This window comes from Erythrobacter sp. QSSC1-22B, from assembly GCF_001678665.1.
GTDB lineage: Bacteria > Pseudomonadota > Alphaproteobacteria > Sphingomonadales > Sphingomonadaceae > Qipengyuania.
In genome coordinates this window covers 82304-105681 of the sequence record NZ_LZRP01000005.1, presented here as the reverse complement: position 1 = coordinate 105681, position 23378 = coordinate 82304, and the positions used below count along the sequence as shown (strand labels likewise).

Sequence of the window (23378 nt, the reverse complement as noted above, 5' to 3'; positions counted from 1 at the left end):
CACTCCTGTCAGGTCCCCGCGCCGGCCTTTTCGGAGCGCGGGAGGAAACAGAAAGATTTGCCATGGCGGACCATTCTCCGCCGGACTTGCACGCAGCGGCTGGCAAGCGCAGGGGTAAGACGTCCGGCAAGGTAGCCGATTTCCGCTACAAGCTCCCCTCCCGGCCCGACAAGAAAGCCCGCGACTCCCGCGGCCCTCTCAACGCACCGCCCGGCCATGTCCGCCACGAAAGCGGTCCGCGCCGTCAGGCCTATGCTGCGCTCGATCTGGGCACCAACAATTGCCGCCTGCTGATTGCGCGGCCTTCGGGCGAAAATTTCACCGTGATCGATGCCTTCAGCCGCGTGGTCCGCCTGGGCGAAGGATTGGCGGCCTCGGGCAAGCTCTCCGATGTGGCGATGGAGCGCACGCTGGGCGCGCTGCATGTCTGCGCCGAGAAACTGCGCCGCCGCAACGTCCATCTGGCGCGCTCCGTCGCGACCGAGGCCTGCCGCCGCGCCTCCAATGGCGAGGCCTTTATCGAGCGGGTGCGCGAGGAAACCGGGATCGCGCTCGATATCATCTCGGCGCAGGAAGAGGCGCGGCTGGCGGTGCTGGGCTGCCACATCCTGCTCGAGGACGGCGTCGGCCCCGCGGTCATCTTCGATATCGGCGGGGGCTCGACCGAACTGGTGCTGATCGAACCCGGTGGTCCGGTGCCGCGCATCCTCGACTGGCTGAGCGTCCCTTGGGGTGTGGTCTCGCTCACCGATTCGGTACAGCCCCCCGATGGCACCAGGCATGGCCGCGCGGTCCGTTATGCCGAAATGCGCCGGTTGGTATCGGAAAGCTTCACCCCCTTCGCCGAACGCATCGCCGACACGGCGCGCGAATCGGAAACGATCCGCCTGCTGGGCACCAGCGGCACGGTGACCACCCTGGCCAGTATCCATCTTGAACTCCCGCAATACGACCGCCGCGCGGTCGATGGGCTGATTGTCCCTTCGCAATCGATGCGCGAGATCTCGCTGCGGCTTTCAACCATGAGCGAGGCGGATCGCCGCACCCTGCCATGCATCGGCGACGATCGCGCCAATCTGGTGGTGGCGGGCTGCGCGATCCTGGACTCGATCCTCGATATCTGGCCGGCGAAGGAACTCGCGGTTGCCGATCGCGGTATTCGCGAAGGCATCTTGCGCAGCCTGATGGCCGCGGACGAAGTGGCAGAACGCAGCCGCGAAAGTCGGCTGCGCATTCGCGAGGAAGATTTGTGAGCCGTTCAGGGCGCGATTCGGACCGAAGGGTCAAGACGGCGAAGGGGCGCACCGCCTCTTCCACCCGCTGGCTCGAACGCCAGCTCAATGATCCTTACGTCAAGCAGGCGAAGGCCGAAGGCTATCGCAGCCGCGCGGCCTACAAGCTGATCGAGCTCGACGAGAAATTCGCGCTGCTCAGAGGCGCCGAGCGGGTGGTCGATCTCGGCATTGCACCCGGTGGCTGGAGCCAGGTCGTCCGCAAGGTCGCACCCAAGGCGACGATCGTCGGGATCGACCTGCTCCCGACCGAACCGATCGAGGGCGTCACCATCTTCGAGATGGATTTCCTGGACGATGCCGCGCCCAAGGCGATGGAAGAAGCGCTACAGGGTGCACCCGATCTGGTGATGAGCGACATGGCCGCCAACACGGTGGGCCACAAGCAGACCGACCATCTGCGCACGATGGGGTTGGTCGAGGCCGGCGCTTGGTACGCGATCGAGACTCTGGCGCCAGGCGGCGCCTTCATTGCCAAGGTGCTGGCAGGCGGAACCGATGCCGAGCTGCTCAACCTGCTGAAAAAGCATTTCCGCACGGTCAAGCATGCCAAGCCTCCGGCCAGCCGGAAGGGATCGTCGGAGTGGTATGTGGTGGCGCAGGGGTTCAAGGGGCGCGAGTAAGGGCGCCCCTCGTTACCTAGGCTCGTTTTCCTGAGACGGTTTTCGCGACCAATTCGCGAAGCCCATTTCGCTCAGCGCGAAGTTTATTCGCTTGCCTCGACCGGACCGGAAGGAACCGGCTGCTCGTCACCCATGGCACCAACTGCTTCGGGGGCATCCGCAGCGGCGCCCTCGACAGCGCCAGGACCTTCACCCGGACTATCGACACCCTCCTCGGCAGCCGGGGCCGCGGGCTCGGGCTTGGCCGGCGCCCCGCCGAAGGTCGACAGATATTCCATCACATTGGCGCGATCTTCAGGCTTGGACAGGCCGGCGAAGCTCATCTTCGTACCGCTGGCAAACGCGCGGGGGCTGGTGAGCCACTCGTTCATGTTTTCCCAGGTCCACTGGCCGCCGTGATCGGACAGCGCGCTCGAATAGGCGAAACCGGGAGCAACGCCAGCGATCGCCTTGCCCATCGAACCGTAGAGGTTGGGCCCGATACCGCTCGCTCCACCCTGCTCGATCGTGTGGCAGGCGGTGCATTTGGCGAACACGGCTTCGCCCGCGGCGGCATCGGCGGACGCCAGCAGGGTCCCCAGGTCCGGTCCGGCATCCTCGCCGGCACCTTCTTCGGGCGCATCGATGAAATAGCCCGGTTCCTCGGGCATTTCAGGACTGTCGGCATGAAAATACATACCCGAACCGATCGAGGCGCCGAGCGCGACGATCCCGGCGAAGAGAACCCATCCGGAGGCGGTATTGAACTTGTCGTCCATGCGTGAATCGTCCGCAAACTTGTTTGATGATGTCGGTTGGGCGACGCTCTAGGGGCGCAGCAGCCCGCGCGCAAGTGCGACCGACGCGCCTTGGCCTGCAGGAGCTGCAATTCGCTTGCGGCGCTCGAGCGGCCCCGATAGCACGCCCGCCATGCGCAAATTCCCCCAACCCGCCCTGGCTATGGTCGACACGATGCGCAGCGCGGCGCAGGCCGACCCGGCGCGCACCATCGCTTTCGGCGGTGCCCCCGGCTCGAATTCCCACCAGGCGACGATGCAGTTCGCGCCCGAAGCGCTACCGCTGCCCTGCTACGGCTTCGAGGACGCGCTCGACGCGGTGAAGGCAGGGCAGGCGGGCGCGGCCATGATCCCGATCGAGAATTCGCAGCACGGCCGGGTCTCGGACATTCACTTCCTGCTGCCCGAAAGCGGGCTGGCGATCGTGGCGGAGCATTTCATGCGCATCACCCACGCGCTTATGGCGCTGGGCGACGGCCCCTTCGAGGCCGCCTACAGCCATCCCCAAGCGCTCGGGCAATCCCGCGAATTCCTGCTGGCGCGCGGGATCGTACCGATGAGCTACGCCGACACCGCCGGCGCGGCAGCTTATGTGGCGGAGCGCGGGCGCCCCGAACTAGCCGCGCTCGCGCCGCCGATGGCAGCCGAACTCTACGGCCTGAAGATCGTCGAACAGGCGGTCGAGGATGCGCATGACAACACCACGCGCTTCGTCTTGCTCGCCAGGAAAGCCCGCGATCCGGCGGGGCTGGATGGCGCGCCGCCGATGACGACCTTCATCTTCGAGGTGAAGAACGTGCCCGCCGCGCTCTACAAGGCGCTCGGCTGCTTCGCCACCAATGGCGTCAACATGACCAAGCTGGAAAGCTACCAGAAGGGCGCCAGCTTCGCCGCGACGCGGTTCTACGCCGACATCGAAGGCGCGCCGGGCGATCCGCGGGTCGATCAGGCACTGGAAGAACTGGCCTTCCACTGCAACAGCGTCCGCCTGCTCGGCAGCTACGCGCAGGCGCGCAAGCGGGGATGAGCATGGCCACCCGGCGTGGCGTCATGCTTGGCGGTCTCGCCTTGGCGGGCGCGGCCTGCGTGCCGATCGGGGCGGATAATAACGCCCGGCTGGAAGCCAAGCTGCGGATAGTGGAAGCCGGGGCCGGTGGGCAGTTGGGAGTCTTTGCGCTCGACACGCAGACCGGGCTCGGGCTCGGCCATCGCCAGACCGAGCGCTTCGGTCATTGCTCGAGCTTCAAGGCCTCGCTCGCGGCGATGGTGCTGCAGCTCGACGCCGATGGCACCATCTCGGCGGATGAGCATGTCCGCTGGACGCGCGATCAGCTGATGGCGGTGTCGCCCTTTACCACCGAGCGGCTGGAACAGGGTGCGACCCTGCACGAACTGGCCGAAGCGACGCAGAAATATTCCGACAACGCCGCGGCGAACATCCTGCTGGCGAGGCTCGGTGGACCGCAGGCGCTGACCGCGTTCTGGCGGCGCATGGGCGACGATGCCAGCCGGCTCGATCGCACCGAGCCCGAACTCAACAACGTGCCGCCGGGCGAATTGCGCGACACCACCACGCCGCGCGCCATGGCGACCACGCTGGCACGGATGCTCTATGGCGGCGGGCTGGATGCGCAGGCGGGCGAGAGGCTCAAGGGCTGGATGCACGACACCCCCACAGGATTGCGGCGGGTGCGTGCAGGCCTGCCCGAAGGCTGGCATGCCGGAGACAAGACCGGCACCTCGATCTGGCCGGGAATGGGCGGTCTCTATGTCGATATCGGATTCATCGAACCGCAGCAGCGTGCGCCGCTGACCTTCGCGACCTATTACCGCGCGCCTACGATCCATGGCGCCATGGATCCGGTATCGGAAGCCGTGCTGGCTCAGGCGGGGAGCATTATCGCCCGCTGGGCCACGGGCTGATCGCGGCTAGTCTTCGGCGAAAATTGCGATCTCGTTGACGCCCTTGCTGGTCGCGCGCCCGCGGTACATGCCGCTGGTGTTGAAGCTGAACACCGCCGCGCCCGAGGGCGCGACCACGATCACTCCGCCATCGCCGCCCAGCTCCTTGACCTCGGCCATCACGGCGTCGGCGACGTTCTCCACCAGTGCATCGGTCAGCGTGATCTCGCCCCCGCCTTCGCTCTGGCCGTTGTCGAATTCCTCAAGCGCGGTGTCGCCAGCCAGCCGCAGCCGTGTGCAGATCTCCTGCGCTACGCCGACGCGGATGAAATACTCGCCCGCGCCCGTGGCCGATACCGCGCAGCTGCGGTTGTCGGCATAGGTGCCCGCGCCGATGATCGGGGCATCGCCGATCCGGCCCCAGCGCTTGCCGGTCATCCCGCCAGTCGAGGTGCCTGCCGCCAGATTGCCCGCCTGATCGAGCGCCACCGCGCCGACCGTGCCGAATTTGTGATCCACGTCATAGGCCGAGAGCTGGTCGGCCTTCATCCGCTCGAGCGCCTCGCGGCGGGGCGCGGTCTGGAACCATTCAGGCGCGACCGTTTCAATCTCGCGTTCGCGGGCGAATTCCTCGGCGCCTGCGCCACTCAGGAAGACATGGCGCCCGTCGCGCATCACCGCGCGCGCCAGCAGAATCGGGTTCTTGACTGCGGTGATCCCGGTGACCGCCCCCGCGGTGCGATCGCGCCCGTCCATCACCGCGGCGTCGAGTTCATTGGCGCCTTCCCAGGTGAAGACTGCACCGCGCCCGGCGTTGAACTTGGGGTCGTCCTCCATCAGCAGGATCGCCGCCTCGACCGCATCCATCGCGGTGCCGCCATCGCGCAGCACCGCTGCACCGGCATCGAGCGCACCCTGCAGCGCCGCCTCGTATTCCGCTTCGCGCTCGGGGGTCATGTTCTCGCGCGAGAGCGTCCCCGCCCCGCCGTGGATTGCGAAGGACCAGGCCTCCGCTTCATGCGCCGTGGCGGGGGTGGCGAGAAGGGTCGGCAAAGCGAGCAGGCCGAGGGCGACAGCGATAAAAGAACGGGTCATGCCAGCGCGATAGCACGGCAACTTATCCACTCCACTACAAATCGATTTTGGAACAACAGCGACCACGTGGTACCCTTCGACGTACAACAACCAACGGGGAGAGCTTTCGATGCAAATCGGCAATTATCGTTTCGACGAGGAGGTCGCGATGACCGTGCTTGAAAAAGCCGTCGTCGCAATCCTCATCCTTATCGCCACATGGGCATTGGCGAAGGCCGCGAAATGGGCCTTCGCCAAGCTGGTCGACAATGTTGCGTTCTTCCAGCGCGCGACCGGGACCGGCTCCTCGCTGGGGGAATCGCTGGGCAAGATCGTCGCGCTGTTCATCTGGCTGTTCGGTCTCATCGCAATCCTTAATGTCTTCGGGCTTGGCGCGGTGGCCGGGCCGGTCGATACGCTGCTCGAAACGACCGTCGAATTCATTCCGCGCATCGTTGCCGCGGGGCTGATCTTCTTCATCGGCCTGATGGTGGCGAAGATCGTTCGCGATCTGATCGTCACCTCGCTTGGCGCGATCAGCTTCGACAAATGGGCCAATCGCGGCGGGGTCGACAGCGTCACCGGCAACGCAACGATCAGCAAGACCATCGGTACGATCGCCTATGTCGTGATCGTCCTGTTCGTCTCGATCGCGGCGCTGGAAACGCTCAACATCCAGTCGATTTCCGAGCCTGCTTCGGACATGTTGCGGCGGATCTTCGCAGCCATTCCCAACATCCTGGCCGCGGCGATCCTGCTGGGCATTGGCTATCTCGTCAGCAAGTTCGTGGCGCAGATGCTCAAGGAAATCCTCCCCGGCCTCGGCGTCGACCGGGCGCTTGGCGAAAGCGGCCTGACGACTGGCACCACCGGGGCCAGCGCGATCATCGCGCGAGTCGTCCAGGTGGCGATCATCCTGTTCTTCGCGATCGCTGCCACCCGCGTTCTGGGATTCCCCGAACTGACCGCGATCCTCGACCAGATCCTCGAGCTTGGCGGACGCGTGGTGTTTGGCGCCGTGGTGATCGGGGTCGGTTTCCTGATCGCCAACATGCTCGCGCGGCTCATCGCCGGCGACGAGACACGGTCCACCCCGGCGACCATCGTCAAATGGATCACCATCGTGCTGTTCGTCTTCATGGGGCTGCAGTTCACCGGGATCGGCGGTATGATCCCGACCACCGCACTGACGATCATCGTGGCGGGCATCTCGGTCGCCGGCGCGCTGGCCTTCGGGCTCGGCGGCCGCGACTGGGCGGCGCGTAAGCTCGAAGAGCTCGACGAGAGCATGGGATCGGGCGAACTCGACAAGCCGACCACCACCCCGCCGTCGCGGCCTGGACGCAAGCCGGCCGCTGCTCCTACGGACGACGACCCGCTTCCACCCGGCGCGTGACGGATCGTTCAACAGTCCACTAGCCAAACAGCAGGGGCGCGGGATAGACCATCCCGCGCCCCTTCTTCATTCGGAGATATTTTCATGAGCACATTCGGTTTCGACAGCACGGCGGACAAAGTCCTCGCCGACAAGGACCTCACCGGGCGAACCGCCTTCATCACCGGTGCCTATTCGGGGCTCGGCCACGAAACCGCGCGCGCGATGGGCGCCAAAGGTGCAAGCCTCATCCTCTCGGGTCGCGACGAATCCAAGCTCGAAGCGGCGGCCAAGACGATCGGCGACGAGACCGGCGCCAAAGTCGAAACGCTGGTCTGCGACCTCGCCTCGCTCGGTTCGATCCGGGCCGCCGCGGAGCAGGCGCTGGCACGATTCGACCATGTCGATCTTCTCATCAACAACGCCGGGGTGATGGCCTGCCCGCTCAGCCGCACTGCCGACGGCTTCGAACTGCAGTTCGGGACCAACCACCTGGGCCATTTCCTGCTCACCAATCTGCTGATGCCGCTGCTGGAAAAGGGCGAGAACCCGCGCATCGTCAATCTGTCGAGCCGCGGCCATCATCTCGATTCGGTCCATTTCGACGACCTCAACTATGCCGAGCGCGACTACGACAAATGGGAAGCCTACGGGCAGTCGAAGACCGCCAACATATTGTTCGCCGTGGCGCTCGAGCAGCGGCTCTCGGACAAGGGCATCCATGCCTATGCGGTGCACCCCGGCGGGATCATGACCAATCTCGGGCGCCATCTCGACGAGCAAGACATCGCCAATCTGCGCAAGCGGATGGAGAGCAATGCCGAAGACAAGGGCATGACCTTCAAGACCGTGCCACAGGGTGCGGCAACGACCTGCTGGGCCGCGACCGCACCGGAACTCGAAGACAAAGGCGGGCTCTATGCCGAGGATTGTGCCGTCGCCGATCACAGCGACAGCGATCCGAGCGGCGGCGTACGCTCCTACGCACTCGACAAGGATGCAGCCGAGCGGCTGTGGTCCGCATCGGAAGAGCTGGTCGGAGCGACATTCGCTTACTGAGCCTGATGCCGGGCTGGACGAGTCGCACAAGCGGGCCGCCGTCTGTCGCCGGTCCGGTCGGGGGCGGCTTTCGTCGGGCTCCGCTTGCGCAGAACCATCCGGGGCCGCAGGATTCCCCCACGAAATTCACGGGAGTTGCAGATGAGAACCTTCGCCGCCGCTATTGCGCTTGCCAGCGCGCCAGCCATTGCCCTGTCGCCCACTCCCGTCCTGGCGCAGGCCGAGGCGGGCTCCCCTGCCGCCGCCGAAACCCCGGAATGGGTCGAGACCAGCAACGCCTATACGACCCAGCTGATCGAGTTCGAGGCGCAGTTCTTCCCCGAAGGCGCCTCGCAGTCGGGCTACGAGCAATATGACGGCCAGACCTTCGACATGTCGGCCGATCGCAACGCGCGCTATCTCGCCGGGGCCGAGGCTCTGCGCGAGCGCTTCGTTGCGGCGCGCGAGACCGAGACCGACGCGTTCGTCAAACAGGATCTCGCGATCCTGATCGATTCGCTCGACCGGAGCATCGAATCGACCCGGCTCAATGAGCGCCTGCTGCTCGAATGGTCGGAAATGCCGCAGACCATCTTCTACACTATCGGCGGGATGCTGTCGGACCAGACGGCGGAAGGTCGCCGCGCTTCGGCGCTGACGCTGCTGCAGCGCTATACCGGGCTCGCCGAGGGTACGCAGCCCTATACCGAGCTGGCCAAGGCGCGGTTCGAAGCCAGCCGCGGGACCGACAAGCTTGGCCCCTATGCGGTCGAGGTCGAGGAATCGATCGCCAAGATCCCGACCTTTGTGGCGGGCATACGCGAGCTGTTCGAACGCTACGAGATCGCGGGTGCGGAGCCCGCACTCGCGGCGATGGAGAGCCAGTTCGCCGATTACGGCCAATGGACGCGCGACACGGTGCTCCCCAGCGCGCGCGCCGAGGCGCGGCTGCCCGAGGAACTCTACGCGCTCAATTTGCGCAATGTCGGTATCGACATGGAACCGCGCGAGGCAATGGCGCGGGCGCGGCGCGGCTATTACGAAATCCGCGCGCAGATGGAGGCGCTCGCCCCACAGATCGCGGAGAAGAACGGCTGGGAAGAAACCGATTACGTCTCGGTCATGCGCAAGCTCAAGGAGCGCACGATCCCCGATGACGAGATCGAGGATTACTATCGCGATGTGAACGCCCAGCTCGAGGCGAAAATCCGCGAAAACGACATTGTCAGCCTGCCCGATTACGAGATGTCGATGCGGCTTGCTTCCGTGGCCGAGAGCGCCGCGCAGCCCGCGCCGCACATGCGCCCGCCCCGGCTGATCGGCAACACCGGCGAGCGCGGCACATTTGTGTTGACCGCGGGCAACCCCACCGCCGGGCCCGAAGATGCCTATGACGATTTCAACCACGCGGCGGCAAGCTGGACGCTGAGCGCGCACGAGGCGCGCCCTGGGCACGAAATGCAATTCGCCGCGCTGGTCGAACAGGGAGTCAGTCTGGCACGCCTGCTCTACGCCTTCAACAGCGTGAACGTCGAAGGCTGGGCGCTTTACGCCGAAGCCGAGGTGATGCCCTACGAACCGATCGAGGGACAGTTCATCGCCCAGCAGTTCCGGCTGCTGCGCGCGGCACGCGCCTTTCTCGACCCGATGCTCAACCTCGGGCTGATCACCCGCGATGAGGCAGGCCGCATTCTGCGCGAGGACGCGCTGTTCTCGCCCGGAATGGTGAAGCAGGAACTCGACCGCTACAGCTTCCGCTCGCCCGGGCAGGCGGGCAGCTATTATTACGGCTACCGTAAGCTGATCGACCTCAGGATCGAGACCGAGATCGCGCTGGGTGCGGATTTCAAGGAGCGGGCGTTCAACGATTTCCTGCTCAGCCAGGGGATCATCCCGCTCGAACTGATGGCACAGGCGGTACGCGACGAGTTCATTCCTTCGCAGCGCTCGGGGGAGTAAGCGCCACCAAATCGGGCGGCGCGCTAGAGCCAGCGCTGGCTGCGGAAGATCGCCAGAATGGCGAGCGCGATCGCCAGGCACGCGCCGATCACCCCCCAGAACGCCCAAGGTTCGTCGTGCCAGGGAATGCCCGAGACATTGCTGCCGAGCAGACCGGTGAAGAAGGTCAGCGGCAGGAACACTCCGGCCATTACGCCGAGCTTGTAGGTCGCGTTCTGGCCGACAGCCTGGGCGCGAACGCGCAGCTCGTCCTGCAACACGACCGCGCTTTCCTTGCTGATGTTGATGTCGTCGACATGCCGCCGCAGCCGGGCGATCGATTCGGCTATTTCGCGGCGGTCGTGCGGCTCGAACCATTCGGGTGCATCGCGGCTGATCTGCTGCAGCGCCTCGTGCTGGGGCGAGATGTGCCGCTGCAACGCCAGGCAGTTGCGGCGAATTTCGGCGATCTCGCGGGCACGGACTCCGATCGCCAGATCGTCGGCATTGTCTTCCAGCCGATCGATGGCGGCGTTGATGTCGATCACCGCGCCGCTCAGATGGTCGATCATCAGCTCGGCAATCAGCGTGATCATCGCCCCGGCGTCGCGCGGGCCCGCGCCGCGATCGAGCAGATCGCGCAGCTCGTTGGGGCTCTGCTGGGGCGCGCGCCGCAGCGTCAGCACGCGGCTGCCATCGCTCCACAATTGCATCGCGATCATGTCCTCGGGCGTCGCGCCGGGATTGAAATTGAGATCGCGCAGCGTGGCGACAAGCGCCTCGCCCTCACGAAAGGCGCGCGGCCGCGACAGGTCCGAGACCAGCAGCTCGGCGGTCGGTCCGGTCATTCCATGCTGCTTCCGCAACCACGCCTGGAGACCAGGGGAGGCGCGATCGAGATGCAGCCACAGGATCTGGTCGGGAGCCAGCGGCACCCAGCCCTGCGCCTCCTCCCAATCGATAGGCCGCGCCCCGCCCGCGCCGTTTAGGACGCGGCCGAACAACAGTGGCTTCCGGGTGTCATCGGCGTCGAGCGAGCTGGTCATCGTCACATCATGGCGCATCGCTCATGCGCTGTCATTGCTCCTTCACCTTGGGCGTTCTATATCGCAAGCATGTCTTCTATACGCCCCTGGCGCGATATCGAGCGCCGCAAGAGCCGTCAGATCATGATCGGCAAGGTCCCGGTCGGCGGCGATGCGCCGATCAGCGTCCAGACCATGACCAACACCCCGACCGAGGATGTCGGCGCGACGATCGACCAGATCCGCCGCTGCGAAGAGGCGGGCGCGGACATTATCCGCGTGTCCTGCCCGACCGAAGAGGCGACCCGGCATTTCGACAAGATCACCCGCGCTGCCGAGGTCCCGATCGTCGCGGACATCCATTTCCACTACAAGCGCGCGCTCGAGGCGGCCGACAAGGGTGCCGCCTGCCTGCGGATCAATCCGGGCAATATCGGTTCGTCGCAGCGGGTCGCCGAAGTGGTCCGCGCCGCGAAGGCCAATGGCTGCGCGATCCGCATCGGGGTCAACGCCGGCAGCCTGGAAAAGGACCTGCTCGAGAAATACGGCGAGCCCTGCCCCGAGGCGCTGATCGAAAGCGCGCTCGACCATATCAAGCTGCTGCAGGATCACGATTTCCACGATTTCAAGGTGGCGGTGAAGGCCAGCGGCGTGTTCCTCGCGGTGGCCGCCTATCACGGGCTCGCCGAAGCGGTCGACTGCCCGCTGCACCTCGGCATCACCGAAGCCGGCGGGCTGATCGGCGGGACGGTCAAGAGCTCGATCGGGATGGGCAGCCTGCTGTGGGCCGGGATCGGTGATACGATCCGCGTCTCGCTTTCCGCCGAGCCCGAGCAGGAAGTGAAGGTCGGGTTCGAGATGCTCAAGGCGCTCGGGCTGCGGACCCGCGGTGTGCGCGTGGTCTCCTGCCCTTCGTGCTCGCGCCAGGGTTTCGACGTGATCCGCACGGTCGAGGCGCTGGAAAAGCGGCTCGAGCACATCAAGACCCCGATGAGCCTTTCGGTACTGGGCTGCGTCGTCAACGGCCCGGGTGAAGCACGCGAGACCGATATCGGGCTCACCGGCGGCGGCAATGGCAAGCATATGGTCTATCTCTCGGGGGTGACCGACCACACGGTGCAGAGCGAGGATATGCTCGAGCATATCGTCCGGCTGGTCGAGGCCAAGGCCGCGCAGATCGAGGCCGGCGAACAGGTTGCCTTCGACCCGCATGCCTCCCCCATCCAGGCCGTCGAAGCGGCGGAGTGATTCGCGCCTTCCCGTGATCGAAGGGCTGTTTCTCGCTTTCGCGCTCGCGATGGACGCCTTCGCGGTCGCGCTGACGCAGGGTGCGCGGTTCCGGCCGCGGGTCTGGCACGGTCTCGGCATCGCCGCTGCGTTCGGTCTGGCGCAAGGGATCATGCCGCTGATCGGCTGGGCGCTGGGTGCGGCTGCCCTCGTCTTCATCGCCCACCTGGACCACTGGATCGCCTCTGTGCTGCTCGGCTTGCTTGGAATCCAGATGATCCGCGGCAGCGGCGATGACGACGCTGCGCCCAAACTGCGCGGGATGGCGCTGCTGGTGGCGGCGATCGCAACCAGCATCGATGCGCTCGCCGCCGGGATCACTTTGCCGACGCTCGAACTTTCACCGCTGGTCGCGGCGGGGCTGATCGCCGCAGTCACCTTCGTGCTGTCGGCGGCGGGTGTCCTGTCGGGCCGGATCGCGAGCGACGGATTGGGGCGCTGGGCAGAGCGGGCGGGCGGCGTCATCCTAATCGCGCTGGGGACCAAGATCCTCGCCGAACACAGCGGCTATCTGTGACGCCATGCTGCATGTCGTCCATCACACCGATTACATGGCGCCGCCGCCCGAGCGCGGCACCTTCAAGTTCGACAAATACTATCTGGTGATGGAAGCGCTCCGCGCGAGCGGCGCAGCGATCACCGAACACGCTCCCGAGCCGATGCCGCGCCGCTGGCTCGAAGAGGTCCACGATCCCGCCTATGTCGACGAGGTGTTCCGCGCCGCAGTCCCGCGCGCCAAGGAGCGGCGGGTCGGCTTCCCGGTGACGCCGCATATCGCCAGCCGGGTGCGCCACACCAATGGTGGGACCTGGCTCGCGGCGCAGCTGGCGCTCGAGCACGGCTATGCCGCCAACAGCGCGGCGGGCAGCCACCACGCGCTGCACGATACCGGCGCCGGCTATTGCGTGTTCAACGATCTCGCGGTGGCCGCCAACCGGTTGATCGCCGAGCGCGATGCGCGGCGGATCCTGATCGTCGATTGCGACGTCCACCAAGGCGATGGCACCGCCAGCCTGACCGCGACCCGCTCCGATATCTTCACCCTGTCATTCCACGCCGAAAAGAATTTTCCGGTGCGCAAGGCGCGTTCGGATTGCGATGTCGGCCTGGAGGACGGGACCGATGACAGCGGATATCTCGCAGCGCTCGAACGCCACCTGCCCGATATCATCGAGCGTTTCGCACCCGACCTCGTGCTCTATCAGGCGGGGGTCGATCCGCACCAAGACGACAAACTCGGGCGGCTGGCGCTGAGCGACGAGGGGCTGGCGGCGCGCGATCGGTTCGTCGTCGGTGAAGCGCGGCGCCGGGGGCTGCCCATCGCCAGCGCGCTCGGCGGCGGCTACGGAACCGACCAGCGCGCCGTGGCGCAGCGGCACGCCGCCTCGATGCTGGCGATGGCCGAGACCAATGCCAGCTTTGCGCGTTCATCTTGTGCTAGGGTAGACGCTGCTACAGGAAGAGACGATGAAACGCCGTGATCTGATCAAGGCCGGACTGCTGGCCGGCGCAGTCGCCGCGCTGCCGCTGCGCGCCGCCGCGCAGGTCGGTGGCCCCTCGGCCCGCGACCGCAAACTGTTCGAGCTGGCCCGAAGCGAAATCGCCCGGCTGGGCAACCATGTCTGGCGCAGCGATATCGTCGGGATCGCCGATTTTGCGCTCCATTCCTCGCAGCGACGGTTCCATTTCGTCGATCTCGAGCGCGAGCGGGTGGAAAGCTACCACGTCAGCCATGGCGATGGCTCGGATGGCGAGCACGATGGCTGGCTCAAGCGCTATTCCAACCTCGAGGGTTCGCACGCCACCAGCCGCGGCGCCTACACCACGCGCAGCTGGTATATGGGGCGGTTCGGCATGTCGCTCCGGCTCGACGGGCTCGACCCGACCAATTCCAACGCGCTCGACCGCGCGATCGTGATGCACAAGGCGCAATATGCGACCCCCGAGCATGTCGATCGTTGGGGGCGGCTGGGCCGCTCCAACGGCTGTCTGGCGATGGGCCCCGAACAGTTCGACCGCGCGCTGATCGATCTTTCGGGCGGGCGTCTGGTGCTGGCAGGAAGTTACGGGATTGCCGAGGATGGCAGCACCATCACCCCACCGGTGCAGCAAATCGACCTGCTGCGTCCCGAGACCGAGAACACCTTCCAGCGGACCAACCCCGGGGTCTACTGACCGGCCCACCCATTCGACGACTGCGGGGGGACCGATCAGCGATTTTTAATCCAACTCAATTTTCGGTCGAACTCAGGCTCCCGGCGCCTCGAGCGGGATGATCTTCTCTCCCTGAACCCGCGAACGATTGGCCATGCGCGGCTTTTCGAACGAGGCCATCACCGCCGCGTCACGGTCGTAGATGTCCTTGAAGGTGGTCAGTTTGCCATCCACATCGCGCGCCATCGTGAAATAGGTGATGTAGACCGGCCACTGGTTTTCGATGCTGTAGGCGGTGTATTCGCCCGAGGCGGTGATCGCCTCGACCTCGCGCTGGATTGCGGGGATATCCTCCCTGTTTTCCATATTGCCCAAAATCGCCATGGTCATCGCCAGTTCGCGCGCATCCTCGACGCGGATACAGCCGTGGCTGAGCGCACGATCGGAATTCGCGAACAAACCGCGCGACGGCGTGTCGTGAAGGAAGATCGCGTGGCGGTTGGGCATGTCGAGCTTCATCACCCCGAGCGCGTTCTTCGGCCCCGGTTGCTGGACCACGCTGATCCAGCCATTGGCGCCGCGAGTCGCCTTATAGCCCTGCGTCCGAGCCCAGGCGGGGTTGGCGAGTACGCGTTCGCCGAGCCCCTCGCCCTTGACGATCGATTGCGGCACCGTCCAGTTGGGGTTGAAGATCACCCCCTGGACCAGCTGCGCGAGCTGCGGGGTGGCGGTCCGCCCCGGCTTGCCGACGATGGTGCGATAGCTCTTGATGATCTTGTCGCGCACGGTCAGCCGGACCTGGAACTCGGGCACGTTGGTCATCAGATATTTGCTGCCGAGATCCTGCGGGAGCCAGCGCCAGCGATCCATATTGGCGCGGACCAGCTTGCGCTTGGACGCCTGGCTTTCCGGCGTGGCGGCGAGTTCCGCCTTGAGCAGCGCGTAATCGGGATGGATCGGGGCGAGCCCTTCGAGCGTCTCGACGATGGTGCCCTCGGCGAGCGCATCCTTCAACAGCCGCGCGGTGGGCATGCGGTCGGCATCGGGATCCATCACGAACCACTGCTTGCGCCCTTCCATCGGAGTGCGCCCGTCGCGCAGATCCTCGACCAGCCAGACAAAGGTGCGACTGGCGATCTCGTTGAGCGCCCCGCCCTCGCCCTGCGCAATCGCAACGGCGAGCACGTCGGGCCCGTAATCCTGCGGATCGAGCCCTTCGGCGGCAAGCTCCGCAACGAAGCGGGCCAGTTGCTGCGCCTGCGGCAGCGACCATTCGCCCACCAGGACGGGCAGTTCTTGCACCACTTCGCTCGACTGAAGCGCGATATCGTCGAAATTCTCGGCGACGGTCGGTTGGGGTGCCCCGGCCTGCGGGGTGGAAAGCGGGCGCTGGTTTGCGGGCGCGGGCTGCACCGCCGCCGGCGCGGCAGGCGTGGCGTCGTTGCGATCGCTCGCCTGCAGCTGGGTGTAGTCGGGCAGCGGCTCGCTCACCGTCTCGGATTCGGGGGGGAGCAGGTTCTGCGGCCCGGTCTGTTGCGCATGCGCGCTGACCGCCAGCATCGCCGTGCCCGTCGCCAAGCCCAATATCATCTTGAAATTTTTCATAAGTCCCACCGGAAGCGCCTGTCGGCATCTCTTTACGCGATCTGTCGTCACCTTCCAATATCGCAGCTTAGCTGCAGGTGAACTGCCAGCGGATAATTCGCTCTGGATCGATACGACCGGATTTGCGTGACGCTGCAACGGCTCGCGGATAATGCCGCTAGCATGATGCGATCCCGGCTCCTGCTCCCGATCGGCGCGGCTTTGCTCGGGGTCGCCTGCCTGTCGTTGATGGACGCCTTCATGAAAGGCGCGGCGCTGGCGGCGGGGACCTACAGCGCCACGCTGCTGCGTTCGGCGATCGGGACGTTGATCGCCGCTCCGGTCTGGCTGCTGCTGGGCGGACGCTGGCCGACCCGGCCGGTGCTGAAGCTTCATCTGGAACGCGGGGTGGTGTCGGCCTTCATGGCGCTGTCGTTCTTCTATTCGCTGACCAAGCTGGGAATTGCCGAGGCCATCGCGATCAGTTTCGTCGCCCCGTTGCTTGCGCTCTATCTCGCGCGGGTGTTGCTGGGCGAGACGATCCGCAGGCAGGCGATCCTCGCCTCGATCCTCGGGTTCGTCGGCACGCTGGTGATCGTCGGAGGCAAGCTTGGCGATGGCGGGTTCGACCGCGACACCGCGCTGGGGCTGGCGGCGATCCTGTTTTCCGCACTCCTCTACGCCTACAACTTCATCGTCATCCGCCGCCAGTCGCAGTTGGCAAGGCCTCTCGAGATCGCCGCCTTCCATTCGGGCGTCGCGGCGCTGGTATTGGCTTTGGCCGCTCCCTTTCTGTTTGTCTGGCCGGCCGAAGCGGTGCTGCTCGACACCACGCTGGCCGCGCTGCTTACCGTCGCCGGGGCGATGGCGATCGCCTGGGCCTATGCGCGCGCCGAGGCGCAGGTGCTGGTGCCGATGGAATATTCGGGTTTCCTGTGGGCGGCGCTGTTCGGCTGGCTGTTCTTCCGCGAGAGCGTGACCCTGCCGACCATCGCCGGGACAGCGATTATCGTCGCCGGATGCTGGATGGCGGCGCGCAACCCCCACGCGGATCGGATCGTGCCGGCGACCGAACAACGTGCACTCTAGCGCGGCCGATCCATCCTGCGACCTTGATTTTCGCCCGTTTTCGGCGCAGGTGCGCGGCACATATCGCCGCCCCAGCCATTGGTCGGGTGAAGGCCCCACACAGGAAGGATTGACGCACGCATGACCCAGGTCGGCAAAGACACGCTCGGAACCCGTTCCACTCTTAAGGTAAAGGGCAAGGAATACGCCTATTATTCCTTCGCCAAGGCATCCGAGACGATCGGCGACGTGTCGAAGCTGCCGTTCAGCCTCAAGGTCCTGCTGGAAAACATGCTGCGCTTCGAGGATGGCGGCTTCACCGTCTCTACCGATGACGCGCAGGCGATCGCCGACTGGCAGAAAGATCCCAGCACCGGCAAGGAAATCCAGTTCCGTCCGGCGCGTGTGCTGCTGCAGGATTTCACCGGCGTTCCATGCGTGGTCGATCTGGCTGCGATGCGTGACGCGATCGGCAAATTGGGCGGCGACACCGCCAAGATCAATCCGCAGGTGCCCGTCAATCTCGTGATCGATCACTCGGTTATGGTCGATGAATTCGGCCACCCCAAGGCCTTCGAGCACAACGTCGAGCTCGAATATGCGCGCAATGCCGAGCGTTACGACTTCCTCAAATGGGGTTCCAAGAGCTTCAAGAACTTCTCTGCCGTGCCCCCGGGCACCGGCATCTGCCACCAGGTCAATCTGGAATATATCGGCAAGGGCGTGTGGTCGACCGAGGATGCGGACGGCCACGCCGTCGCCTATCCCGACACCTGCGTCGGCACCGACAGCCACACCACGATGATCAACGGCCTGGGCGTGCTCGGCTGGGGCGTCGGCGGGATCGAGGCCGAAGCGGCCATGCTTGGTCAGCCGATCTCGATGCTTCTCCCGCAAGTCGTCGGTTTCAAGTTGACCAGCGCGATGGCCGAAGGCGTCACTGCCACCGATCTGGTGCTGACCTGTGTCCAGATGCTGCGCGAGCGCGGCGTGGTTGGCAGCTTCGTCGAGTTCTACGGCCCGGGTGTCTCCACGCTCAGCCTCGCCGATCGCGCGACGATCGCCAATATGGCGCCCGAGTACGGCGCAACCTGTGGCTTCTTCGGTATCGACGAGAAGACGCTGGAATATATGCGCCTGACCGGCCGCGACGAAGATGCGCTGGCGCTGGTCGAAGCCTATGCCAAGGAACAGGGCATGTGGTTCACGCCCGAGAATGAGCCGGTGTTCAGCGACACGCTCGCGCTCGACATGAGCAAGGTCGTCCCCTCGCTCGCCGGCCCCAAGCGCCCGCAGGACCGCGTCGCGCTGCCGGAGGTGAACGAGCTTTTCAACACCGACCTCAAGACGGTTTACAAGAAGGACGGCCCGCACCGCGTCGCCGTCGAGGGCAAGGATCACGACATCGGCGACGGCGATGTCGTCATCGCCGCGATCACCAGCTGCACCAACACATCCAATCCGGATGTGATGATCGCTGCCGGTCTCGTCGCGCAGAAAGCGCACGCCCGGGGCCTAACGCCCAAGCCCTGGGTCAAGACCTCGCTCGCTCCCGGCTCGCAGGTGGTCACCGACTATCTGGTCAAGTCAGGCCTCCAGACCGATCTCGATGCGCTGGGCTTCGATCTGGTCGGCTACGGGTGCACTACCTGCATCGGCAATTCGGGGCCGCTTGCCCCGCCGATCAGCAACGCGATCAATGGCAACGACATCGTCGCTGCCAGTGTGCTCTCGGGCAATCGCAATTTCGAAGGCCGTGTCTCGCCCGATGTGCGCGCCAATTTCCTCGCCTCGCCGCCGCTGGTGGTCGCCTATTCGCTGCTGGGCACCGTGACCGAGGATATCACCACCACCCCGATCGGTCAGGACCAGGACGGCAAGGACGTGATGCTTGCCGATCTGTGGCCGAGCAATCAGGAAATCGCCGACCACCGCGCCGCCAATATCGACCGCGAGATGTTCGCCCGCCGCTACGCCAACGTTTATGAAGGCGACGCGCACTGGCAGGGGATCAAGGTCGAGGCTTCGGACACATATCGCTGGAACCCGACCAGCACCTATGTCGCCAGCCCGCCCTATTTCGACGGGATGGAGATGGAGCCGGCGCCGATCACCGATATCACCGATGCCAAGCTGCTCGCGATCCTGGGCGATTCGACCACGACCGATCACATCAGCCCGGCCGGTTCGATCAAGGAAGACAGCCCGGCAGGCGCCTATCTGAACAGCCATCAGGTCGCCAAGGCGGACTTCAATTCCTACGGCAGCCGCCGCGGCAATCACGAAGTGATGATGCGTGGCACCTTTGCCAATATCCGCATTCGCAACGAGATGGTTCCAAGCGTCGAGGGTGGCTTCACCACCTTCGAAGGCGAGCAGATGCCGATCTACGACGCGGCGATGAAGCACAAGGAAAACGGCACTCCGCTGGTGGTCGTCGCGGGCAAGGAATACGGGACCGGTTCGAGCCGCGACTGGGCCGCCAAGGGTACCATCCTGCTGGGTGTCCGCGCGGTTATCGTCGAGAGCTTCGAGCGTATCCACCGCTCCAACCTCATCGGCATGGGCGTGCTGCCGCTGCAGTTCACCAATGGCGAGACCCGCGATAGCCTGGGGCTGGGCCCCGACGACACCTTCACCATCAAGGGACTGGCCGGGCTTTCCCCGAGCCAGGAAGTCGAGGTCGAGGTGACCCAAGGCGATGGCGCGGTGAAGACCTTCACCACCAAATGCCGGATCGATACCGCCAACGAGATGGAATATTACCGCAACGGCGGCATCCTCCACTACGTGCTGCGCAAGCTCGCCACCGACTGAGCGCGGCAGGCAACTGGCTCAAAAGAAAGGGCGGCTCCCCGATAATGGGGAGCCGCCCTTTTCTTGTCCGGTCAGATCTTGTCCGGCGTGAACCGATCGCGTCAGGCGACCCGCTTACGCGCAAATAAAGACGCCAGCTTGCGGCGGCGCAGCACCGCTGCGGCGGCGAGGCCGAACAGCGCCATCATCGGCGGCGCGGGAACGTCCGTTCCGCTGGTGGTCCCGCTGGTCGTGCCACTGGTCGAGCTCACGTCCCCAGAGGTGCTCGAGCTCGTGGAGGTCGAGCTGCTCGAGCTCGATGAGCTGGAGCTCGAGGTCGATGAGCTGGTGCTCGAAGTGATGTTGCCCGAAGTCGAGGTGCTGGTCGAGACATCGCCTGAGGTCGAGGTGCTCGACGATACGTCACCCGAGCTGCTGCTCGAGACATCGCCAGAAGAGCTGGAGGTGGTGGTGCTGCTGACCGCCCCGGTTGAGGTACTCACGGCGCCGGTCGAGCTGCTCACCGAGCCGGTCGATGTGCTCACCGAACCCGTGCTGGTCGAAACCCCGCCGGTGGTGGTCGAGGTCGACGACCCGCCGCTGGAATTTTCGTTCGAATTGTCGATATCGACGATGATGTCGCCGTCGAAACCGCTGGTCGAGGTCGTGGTTGTGGTCGTGGTCGTGCCGGGCGTCCCGCTGGTGGTGTCGCCGCTGGTGGTGTTGACCACCACGCTGGTACCGCCGCCGCCGCCGCCGCCGAAGAAACCTCCGAAGAAACCGCCACCGCCGCCGAAGCCACCCCCGAAGCCGCCGCTACCCGAGGGAATCGAGCGCGCCGCACCACCGCCACCGGCCAGCGGCCGCGCATCGGGAAGCGGGGGAACCGGAACCGGGGCCAGCGCGGTACGATAGACCGGCGGACAGATGTTGGCGCTGTCGGAAGCGGCCTGCGGCGAAGTCGCCGGGATGCATTCGAGCTGGCGTGGAATCGTCCGGGCTCGGACCGGTTCGCGCCGGGGCACCGTCCGCTTCGCCACCGGTCGCGGGGTCTTGATCATCTTGATCTGCCGCGGCTCGGCCTTGGCCGATTTGAAAGACGGGCTGTCGGTAATCGGCCGTTCGGCGACATGCACCGCGCCGCCCGCCAGAAGCGCACCACCCGCAGCGGTGGCCGACAGTTTTGCGAGAGCTGCTTTTACCGACATCTTTTCAATTCCTGTTTCGACCGGCACTCTGGCCCAGAGCGTCTTTACACCGAAAAAGCCTTTGTACAGATTCGTTTACTATCCGCGTGATGGCTAAAAAGTAAATTCCAGCCCGAAAAGCGAGGGGTTTGCCCGCCCTGTCCCGCAGTGGGACCCGAAACTGGCAAAGATTACCGCGCGATCAACCCTCTTCGTCGAACAAGTTCGACTGCCCCGCAGGCCCCGGCGATGCAAGCCCGAGATGGCGCCAGCCCCCCTCGTTGAGGCAGCGTCCGCGCGCGGTTCGGGCAATCAGGCCAAGCTGGATGAGATAGGGTTCGATCACCTCCTCGACCGTATCGCGCGGCTCGGAAAGCCCCGCCGCGAGCGTCTCGACGCCCACCGGACCACCGGCGTAGGTCGTCGCGATCATGGTGAGATAGCGGCGGTCCATCGCATCGAGACCGAGCGAATCGACCTCGAGTCGCGTCAGCGCGGCATCGGCGACCTGCGCCGTTACCGTCCCGTCGCCCGCCACATGAGCGAAGTCGCGCACCCGGCGCATCAGGCGTCCGGCGACGCGCGGCGTGCCGCGGCTGCGGCGGGCGATTTCGCGCGCGCCGCCTTCGTCGATACCAAGGTCGAGCAGGCCTGCCGCCCGAGTAACCACTTTCAGCAATTCGTCCTCGGTATAGAAATTGAGCCGCACCGGAATTCCGAAGCGGTCTCGCAGGGGCGTGGTCAGCAGCCCCTGACGCGTGGTCGCGCCGACCAGCGTGAAGGCCGGCAGGTCGATCCGCACGCTGCGCGCCGAGGGCCCTTCGCCGATGATGATGTCGAGCGCGCGATCCTCCATCGCCGGATAGAGGATTTCCTCGACCACCGGATTGAGGCGGTGGATCTCGTCGATGAACAGCACGTCGTGCGGTTCCAGATTGGTGAGCAGCGCGGCGAGATCGCCCGCCTTGGCGATCACCGGCCCCGAGGTGGAGCGGAAGCCGACGCCCAGTTCGCGCGCGACGATCTGCGCCAGCGTGGTCTTGCCCAGCCCCGGCGGCCCGAAGAACAGCACATGGTCCATCGCCTCGCCGCGCGATCTTGCGGCCTCGATGAACACCCGCAGATTTTCGCGCGCGGCGCGCTGACCGACGAATTCGGCAAGCGACTTGGGCCGCAGCGCGGCGTCGGGATCGTCCGGTTGGCGGGAGGGGGAGAGATCAGGATTCACGAAGATTCAGCCCGACCAGCCATGCCAATACGAAGGTCACAGCGACCGCCATCCACTGATAAAGCGGCACAAACAGCAGAATAAGCGCGTTTTGCGCATCGGGTGGACCGATAAACATGACCCGCCACTGCAAATAAAATCCGAAGCCGGCGATTGCAGCAATCATCGCGAGATCCAACTTTCGGGCGATGCCATTGACGAATTTGGCCAACCAGAGCGCGGTTACGACAGGCGAGGCAATCCACAAACCAAACAGGATGCCACTCGGCCACCAAGCAGAATCGCCCGGCTCCCCGGCCCGAAAAATCAGAACGACAGCCGCCAGTGCATAGACGGCTGCAGCAACGCTTCGAGAAACGGAAAAGCCGGTCACCCCGCCGCCCGTTTCAGGGCCACGCGGATCAGTTCGCCCTCGCTCGCGCCCTCGCCCAATTCGCTCTGCGCGCGGGCGACTGCCTGCGCGGCGACGGCGGGTTTGAAGCCGAGGTTCTGCAGAGCCGAGACCGCGTCGGCGCTGGCGCCGCCGACCGGGATTGCCGCAAGCCCCGCGCCCTCGCCGCCACCCGGCAGCGCGCCGGCCTTGTCCTTCAATTCGTTGACGATCCGCGCCGCCAGCTTGGGCCCGACGCCCTGCGCGCGCGCCAGCGTGGCCGCATCGACCCGCGCGCAGGCGCCGCGCAATTCGCCCGGCGACAGCGCCGAGAGGATCGCCAGCGCCACCTTGCTGCCCACGCCCTGCACCCCGGTCAGCAACCGGAACCAGTCGCGCTCGCCCGCTTCGGCGAACCCGAGCAGCCGCATGTCGTTCTCGCTGACCTGCAGATCGGTGAACAGCGTACAGGCCTCCCCGCTGGCGCCCAGCGCCGCCAGCGTCTTGGACGAGCAATGGACGAGATAGCCCACACCTGCGACATCGATCACCGCCCAATCGGCGCCGGTTTCGTCGAGCAGGCCCTTGAGCTTCGCGATCATTTCATCGTTCCGGACATGCTTTGTTCTTGGGGCAATAGAGAGGATTGGTCCAGCGCCGA

Annotated in this window: 21 protein-coding genes; 13 read left to right on the top strand and 8 right to left on the bottom strand. The window is 65.5% G+C overall.

Annotated elements, in window-relative coordinates:
• The first annotated feature begins 62 nt into the window (after positions 1-62).
• The gene (locus A9995_RS09575) at positions 63-1253 is read left to right on the top strand and encodes a Ppx/GppA phosphatase family protein (protein WP_067612118.1); all 1191 of its coding nucleotides are present in this window, start codon (positions 63-65) and stop codon (positions 1251-1253) included.
• A complete protein-coding gene (locus A9995_RS09570; protein ID WP_067612116.1) occupies positions 1250-1915 on the top strand; it encodes an RlmE family RNA methyltransferase in 666 nt (221 codons plus the stop codon). The genes A9995_RS09575 and A9995_RS09570 overlap by 4 nt, the downstream gene beginning before the upstream one ends.
• A gap of 83 nt (positions 1916-1998) precedes the next feature.
• Here A9995_RS09570 and A9995_RS09565 read toward each other — a convergent pair whose 3' ends face one another.
• Positions 1999-2673 (bottom strand): cytochrome c family protein, encoded by a 675-nt coding sequence (locus tag A9995_RS09565; RefSeq protein ID WP_067612113.1) that lies wholly within the window; start codon positions 2671-2673, stop codon positions 1999-2001.
• A gap of 151 nt (positions 2674-2824) precedes the next feature.
• Here A9995_RS09565 and A9995_RS09560 point away from each other — a divergent pair, with 151 nt between their 5' ends.
• Positions 2825-3718, top strand: coding sequence for a prephenate dehydratase (locus A9995_RS09560; protein WP_067612110.1), 894 nt, complete (start codon positions 2825-2827; stop codon positions 3716-3718).
• A gap of 2 nt (positions 3719-3720) precedes the next feature.
• Complete coding sequence (bla, locus tag A9995_RS09555) at positions 3721-4614, top strand: class A beta-lactamase (RefSeq protein ID WP_067612107.1); 894 nt, start codon at positions 3721-3723, stop codon at positions 4612-4614.
• 6 nt (positions 4615-4620) lie between these two features.
• Here bla and A9995_RS09550 read toward each other — a convergent pair whose 3' ends face one another.
• Entirely contained in the window at positions 4621-5688 is a 1068-nt protein-coding gene (locus tag A9995_RS09550) for an isoaspartyl peptidase/L-asparaginase family protein (protein WP_082992615.1), read from the bottom strand.
• A 109-nt stretch (positions 5689-5797) separates the two neighbouring features.
• Between A9995_RS09550 and A9995_RS09545 the strand changes: the two genes are divergently transcribed.
• From A9995_RS09545 to A9995_RS09535, 3 genes are all read left to right on the top strand, one after another.
• On the top strand, positions 5798-7063 hold the full coding sequence (locus A9995_RS09545; RefSeq protein ID WP_067612103.1) for a mechanosensitive ion channel: 1266 nt from the start codon (positions 5798-5800) through the stop codon (positions 7061-7063).
• A gap of 84 nt (positions 7064-7147) precedes the next feature.
• Positions 7148-8101 carry an SDR family NAD(P)-dependent oxidoreductase gene (locus A9995_RS09540; RefSeq protein WP_067612101.1) on the top strand — a complete coding sequence of 318 codons (954 nt, stop codon included), beginning with the start codon at positions 7148-7150 and terminating at the stop codon, positions 8099-8101.
• A 141-nt stretch (positions 8102-8242) separates the two neighbouring features.
• Complete coding sequence (locus tag A9995_RS09535) at positions 8243-10039, top strand: DUF885 domain-containing protein (RefSeq protein WP_067612098.1); 1797 nt, start codon at positions 8243-8245, stop codon at positions 10037-10039.
• Positions 10040-10062: 23 nt separating this feature from the next.
• On the opposite strand, the gene A9995_RS09530 is transcribed toward A9995_RS09535, so the two are convergent.
• On the bottom strand, positions 10063-11082 hold the full coding sequence (locus A9995_RS09530) for a CorA family divalent cation transporter (RefSeq protein WP_233998151.1): 1020 nt from the start codon (positions 11080-11082) through the stop codon (positions 10063-10065).
• Positions 11083-11133: 51 nt separating this feature from the next.
• Here A9995_RS09530 and ispG point away from each other — a divergent pair, with 51 nt between their 5' ends.
• Genes ispG through A9995_RS09510 form a run of 4 tightly spaced genes read left to right on the top strand, consistent with a single transcriptional unit; the run spans position 11134 to position 14505 of the window.
• Positions 11134-12291: a flavodoxin-dependent (E)-4-hydroxy-3-methylbut-2-enyl-diphosphate synthase gene (ispG, locus tag A9995_RS09525; RefSeq protein WP_067612095.1), complete on the top strand. Its 1158-nt coding sequence runs from the start codon at positions 11134-11136 to the stop codon at positions 12289-12291.
• Positions 12292-12304: 13 nt separating this feature from the next.
• Positions 12305-12847, top strand: a complete 543-nt coding sequence (locus A9995_RS09520) for a manganese efflux pump MntP family protein (protein WP_067612093.1) — start codon at positions 12305-12307, stop codon at positions 12845-12847.
• 4 nt (positions 12848-12851) lie between these two features.
• The gene (locus A9995_RS09515) at positions 12852-13811 is read left to right on the top strand and encodes a histone deacetylase (RefSeq protein WP_082992613.1); all 960 of its coding nucleotides are present in this window, start codon (positions 12852-12854) and stop codon (positions 13809-13811) included.
• Positions 13798-14505 carry a murein L,D-transpeptidase catalytic domain-containing protein gene (locus tag A9995_RS09510; RefSeq protein ID WP_067612090.1) on the top strand — a complete coding sequence of 236 codons (708 nt, stop codon included), beginning with the start codon at positions 13798-13800 and terminating at the stop codon, positions 14503-14505. Before A9995_RS09515 ends, A9995_RS09510 begins: the two co-directional genes overlap by 14 nt.
• 72 nt (positions 14506-14577) lie before the next feature.
• Here the strand turns inward: A9995_RS09510 and A9995_RS09505 are convergent, their stop codons facing one another.
• Positions 14578-16089 carry a L,D-transpeptidase family protein gene (locus A9995_RS09505; RefSeq protein WP_067612088.1) on the bottom strand — a complete coding sequence of 504 codons (1512 nt, stop codon included), beginning with the start codon at positions 16087-16089 and terminating at the stop codon, positions 14578-14580.
• A gap of 162 nt (positions 16090-16251) precedes the next feature.
• On the opposite strand from A9995_RS09505, the gene A9995_RS09500 reads away from it, so the two are divergent.
• Together A9995_RS09500 and acnA are read left to right on the top strand one after the other, a co-directional pair.
• Complete coding sequence (locus tag A9995_RS09500; RefSeq protein WP_067612086.1) at positions 16252-17157, top strand: DMT family transporter; 906 nt, start codon at positions 16252-16254, stop codon at positions 17155-17157.
• A gap of 120 nt (positions 17158-17277) precedes the next feature.
• Positions 17278-19953, top strand: a complete 2676-nt coding sequence (acnA, locus tag A9995_RS09495; protein ID WP_067612083.1) for an aconitate hydratase AcnA — start codon at positions 17278-17280, stop codon at positions 19951-19953.
• 101 nt (positions 19954-20054) lie between these two features.
• Here acnA and A9995_RS16030 read toward each other — a convergent pair whose 3' ends face one another.
• From A9995_RS16030 to ruvA, 4 genes are all read right to left on the bottom strand, one after another.
• The gene (locus A9995_RS16030; RefSeq protein ID WP_082992612.1) at positions 20055-21140 is read right to left on the bottom strand and encodes an MYXO-CTERM sorting domain-containing protein; all 1086 of its coding nucleotides are present in this window, start codon (positions 21138-21140) and stop codon (positions 20055-20057) included.
• 181 nt (positions 21141-21321) lie between these two features.
• Positions 21322-22347, bottom strand: a complete 1026-nt coding sequence (gene ruvB / locus A9995_RS09480; protein ID WP_369815831.1) for a Holliday junction branch migration DNA helicase RuvB — start codon at positions 22345-22347, stop codon at positions 21322-21324.
• Positions 22337-22720, bottom strand: coding sequence for a hypothetical protein (locus tag A9995_RS16670; protein WP_145916888.1), 384 nt, complete (start codon positions 22718-22720; stop codon positions 22337-22339). Before A9995_RS16670 ends, ruvB begins: the two co-directional genes overlap by 11 nt.
• Complete coding sequence (gene ruvA / locus A9995_RS09470) at positions 22717-23319, bottom strand: Holliday junction branch migration protein RuvA (RefSeq protein ID WP_067612073.1); 603 nt, start codon at positions 23317-23319, stop codon at positions 22717-22719. The genes A9995_RS16670 and ruvA overlap by 4 nt, the downstream gene beginning before the upstream one ends.
• Positions 23320-23378: the final 59 nt, after the last annotated feature.

Coding starts and splice junctions, on each gene's coding strand:
- A9995_RS09575 (WP_067612118.1), top strand. CDS start 63: ATGGCGGACCATTCTCCGCCGGACTTGCACGCAGCGGCTGGCAAGCGC.
- A9995_RS09565 (WP_067612113.1), bottom strand. CDS start 2,673: ATGGACGACAAGTTCAATACCGCCTCCGGATGGGTTCTCTTCGCCGGG.
- A9995_RS09560 (WP_067612110.1), top strand. CDS start 2,825: ATGCGCAAATTCCCCCAACCCGCCCTGGCTATGGTCGACACGATGCGC.
- bla (WP_067612107.1), top strand. CDS start 3,721: ATGGCCACCCGGCGTGGCGTCATGCTTGGCGGTCTCGCCTTGGCGGGC.
- A9995_RS09550 (WP_082992615.1), bottom strand. CDS start 5,688: ATGACCCGTTCTTTTATCGCTGTCGCCCTCGGCCTGCTCGCTTTGCCG.
- A9995_RS09545 (WP_067612103.1), top strand. CDS start 5,798: ATGCAAATCGGCAATTATCGTTTCGACGAGGAGGTCGCGATGACCGTG.
- A9995_RS09540 (WP_067612101.1), top strand. CDS start 7,148: ATGAGCACATTCGGTTTCGACAGCACGGCGGACAAAGTCCTCGCCGAC.
- A9995_RS09535 (WP_067612098.1), top strand. CDS start 8,243: ATGAGAACCTTCGCCGCCGCTATTGCGCTTGCCAGCGCGCCAGCCATT.
- A9995_RS09530 (WP_233998151.1), bottom strand. CDS start 11,082: ATGCGCCATGATGTGACGATGACCAGCTCGCTCGACGCCGATGACACC.
- ispG (WP_067612095.1), top strand. CDS start 11,134: ATGTCTTCTATACGCCCCTGGCGCGATATCGAGCGCCGCAAGAGCCGT.
- A9995_RS09515 (WP_082992613.1), top strand. CDS start 12,852: ATGCTGCATGTCGTCCATCACACCGATTACATGGCGCCGCCGCCCGAG.
- A9995_RS09510 (WP_067612090.1), top strand. CDS start 13,798: ATGAAACGCCGTGATCTGATCAAGGCCGGACTGCTGGCCGGCGCAGTC.
- A9995_RS09505 (WP_067612088.1), bottom strand. CDS start 16,089: ATGAAAAATTTCAAGATGATATTGGGCTTGGCGACGGGCACGGCGATG.
- A9995_RS09500 (WP_067612086.1), top strand. CDS start 16,252: ATGATGCGATCCCGGCTCCTGCTCCCGATCGGCGCGGCTTTGCTCGGG.
- acnA (WP_067612083.1), top strand. CDS start 17,278: ATGACCCAGGTCGGCAAAGACACGCTCGGAACCCGTTCCACTCTTAAG.
- A9995_RS16030 (WP_082992612.1), bottom strand. CDS start 21,140: ATGTCGGTAAAAGCAGCTCTCGCAAAACTGTCGGCCACCGCTGCGGGT.
- ruvA (WP_067612073.1), bottom strand. CDS start 23,319: ATGATCGCGAAGCTCAAGGGCCTGCTCGACGAAACCGGCGCCGATTGG.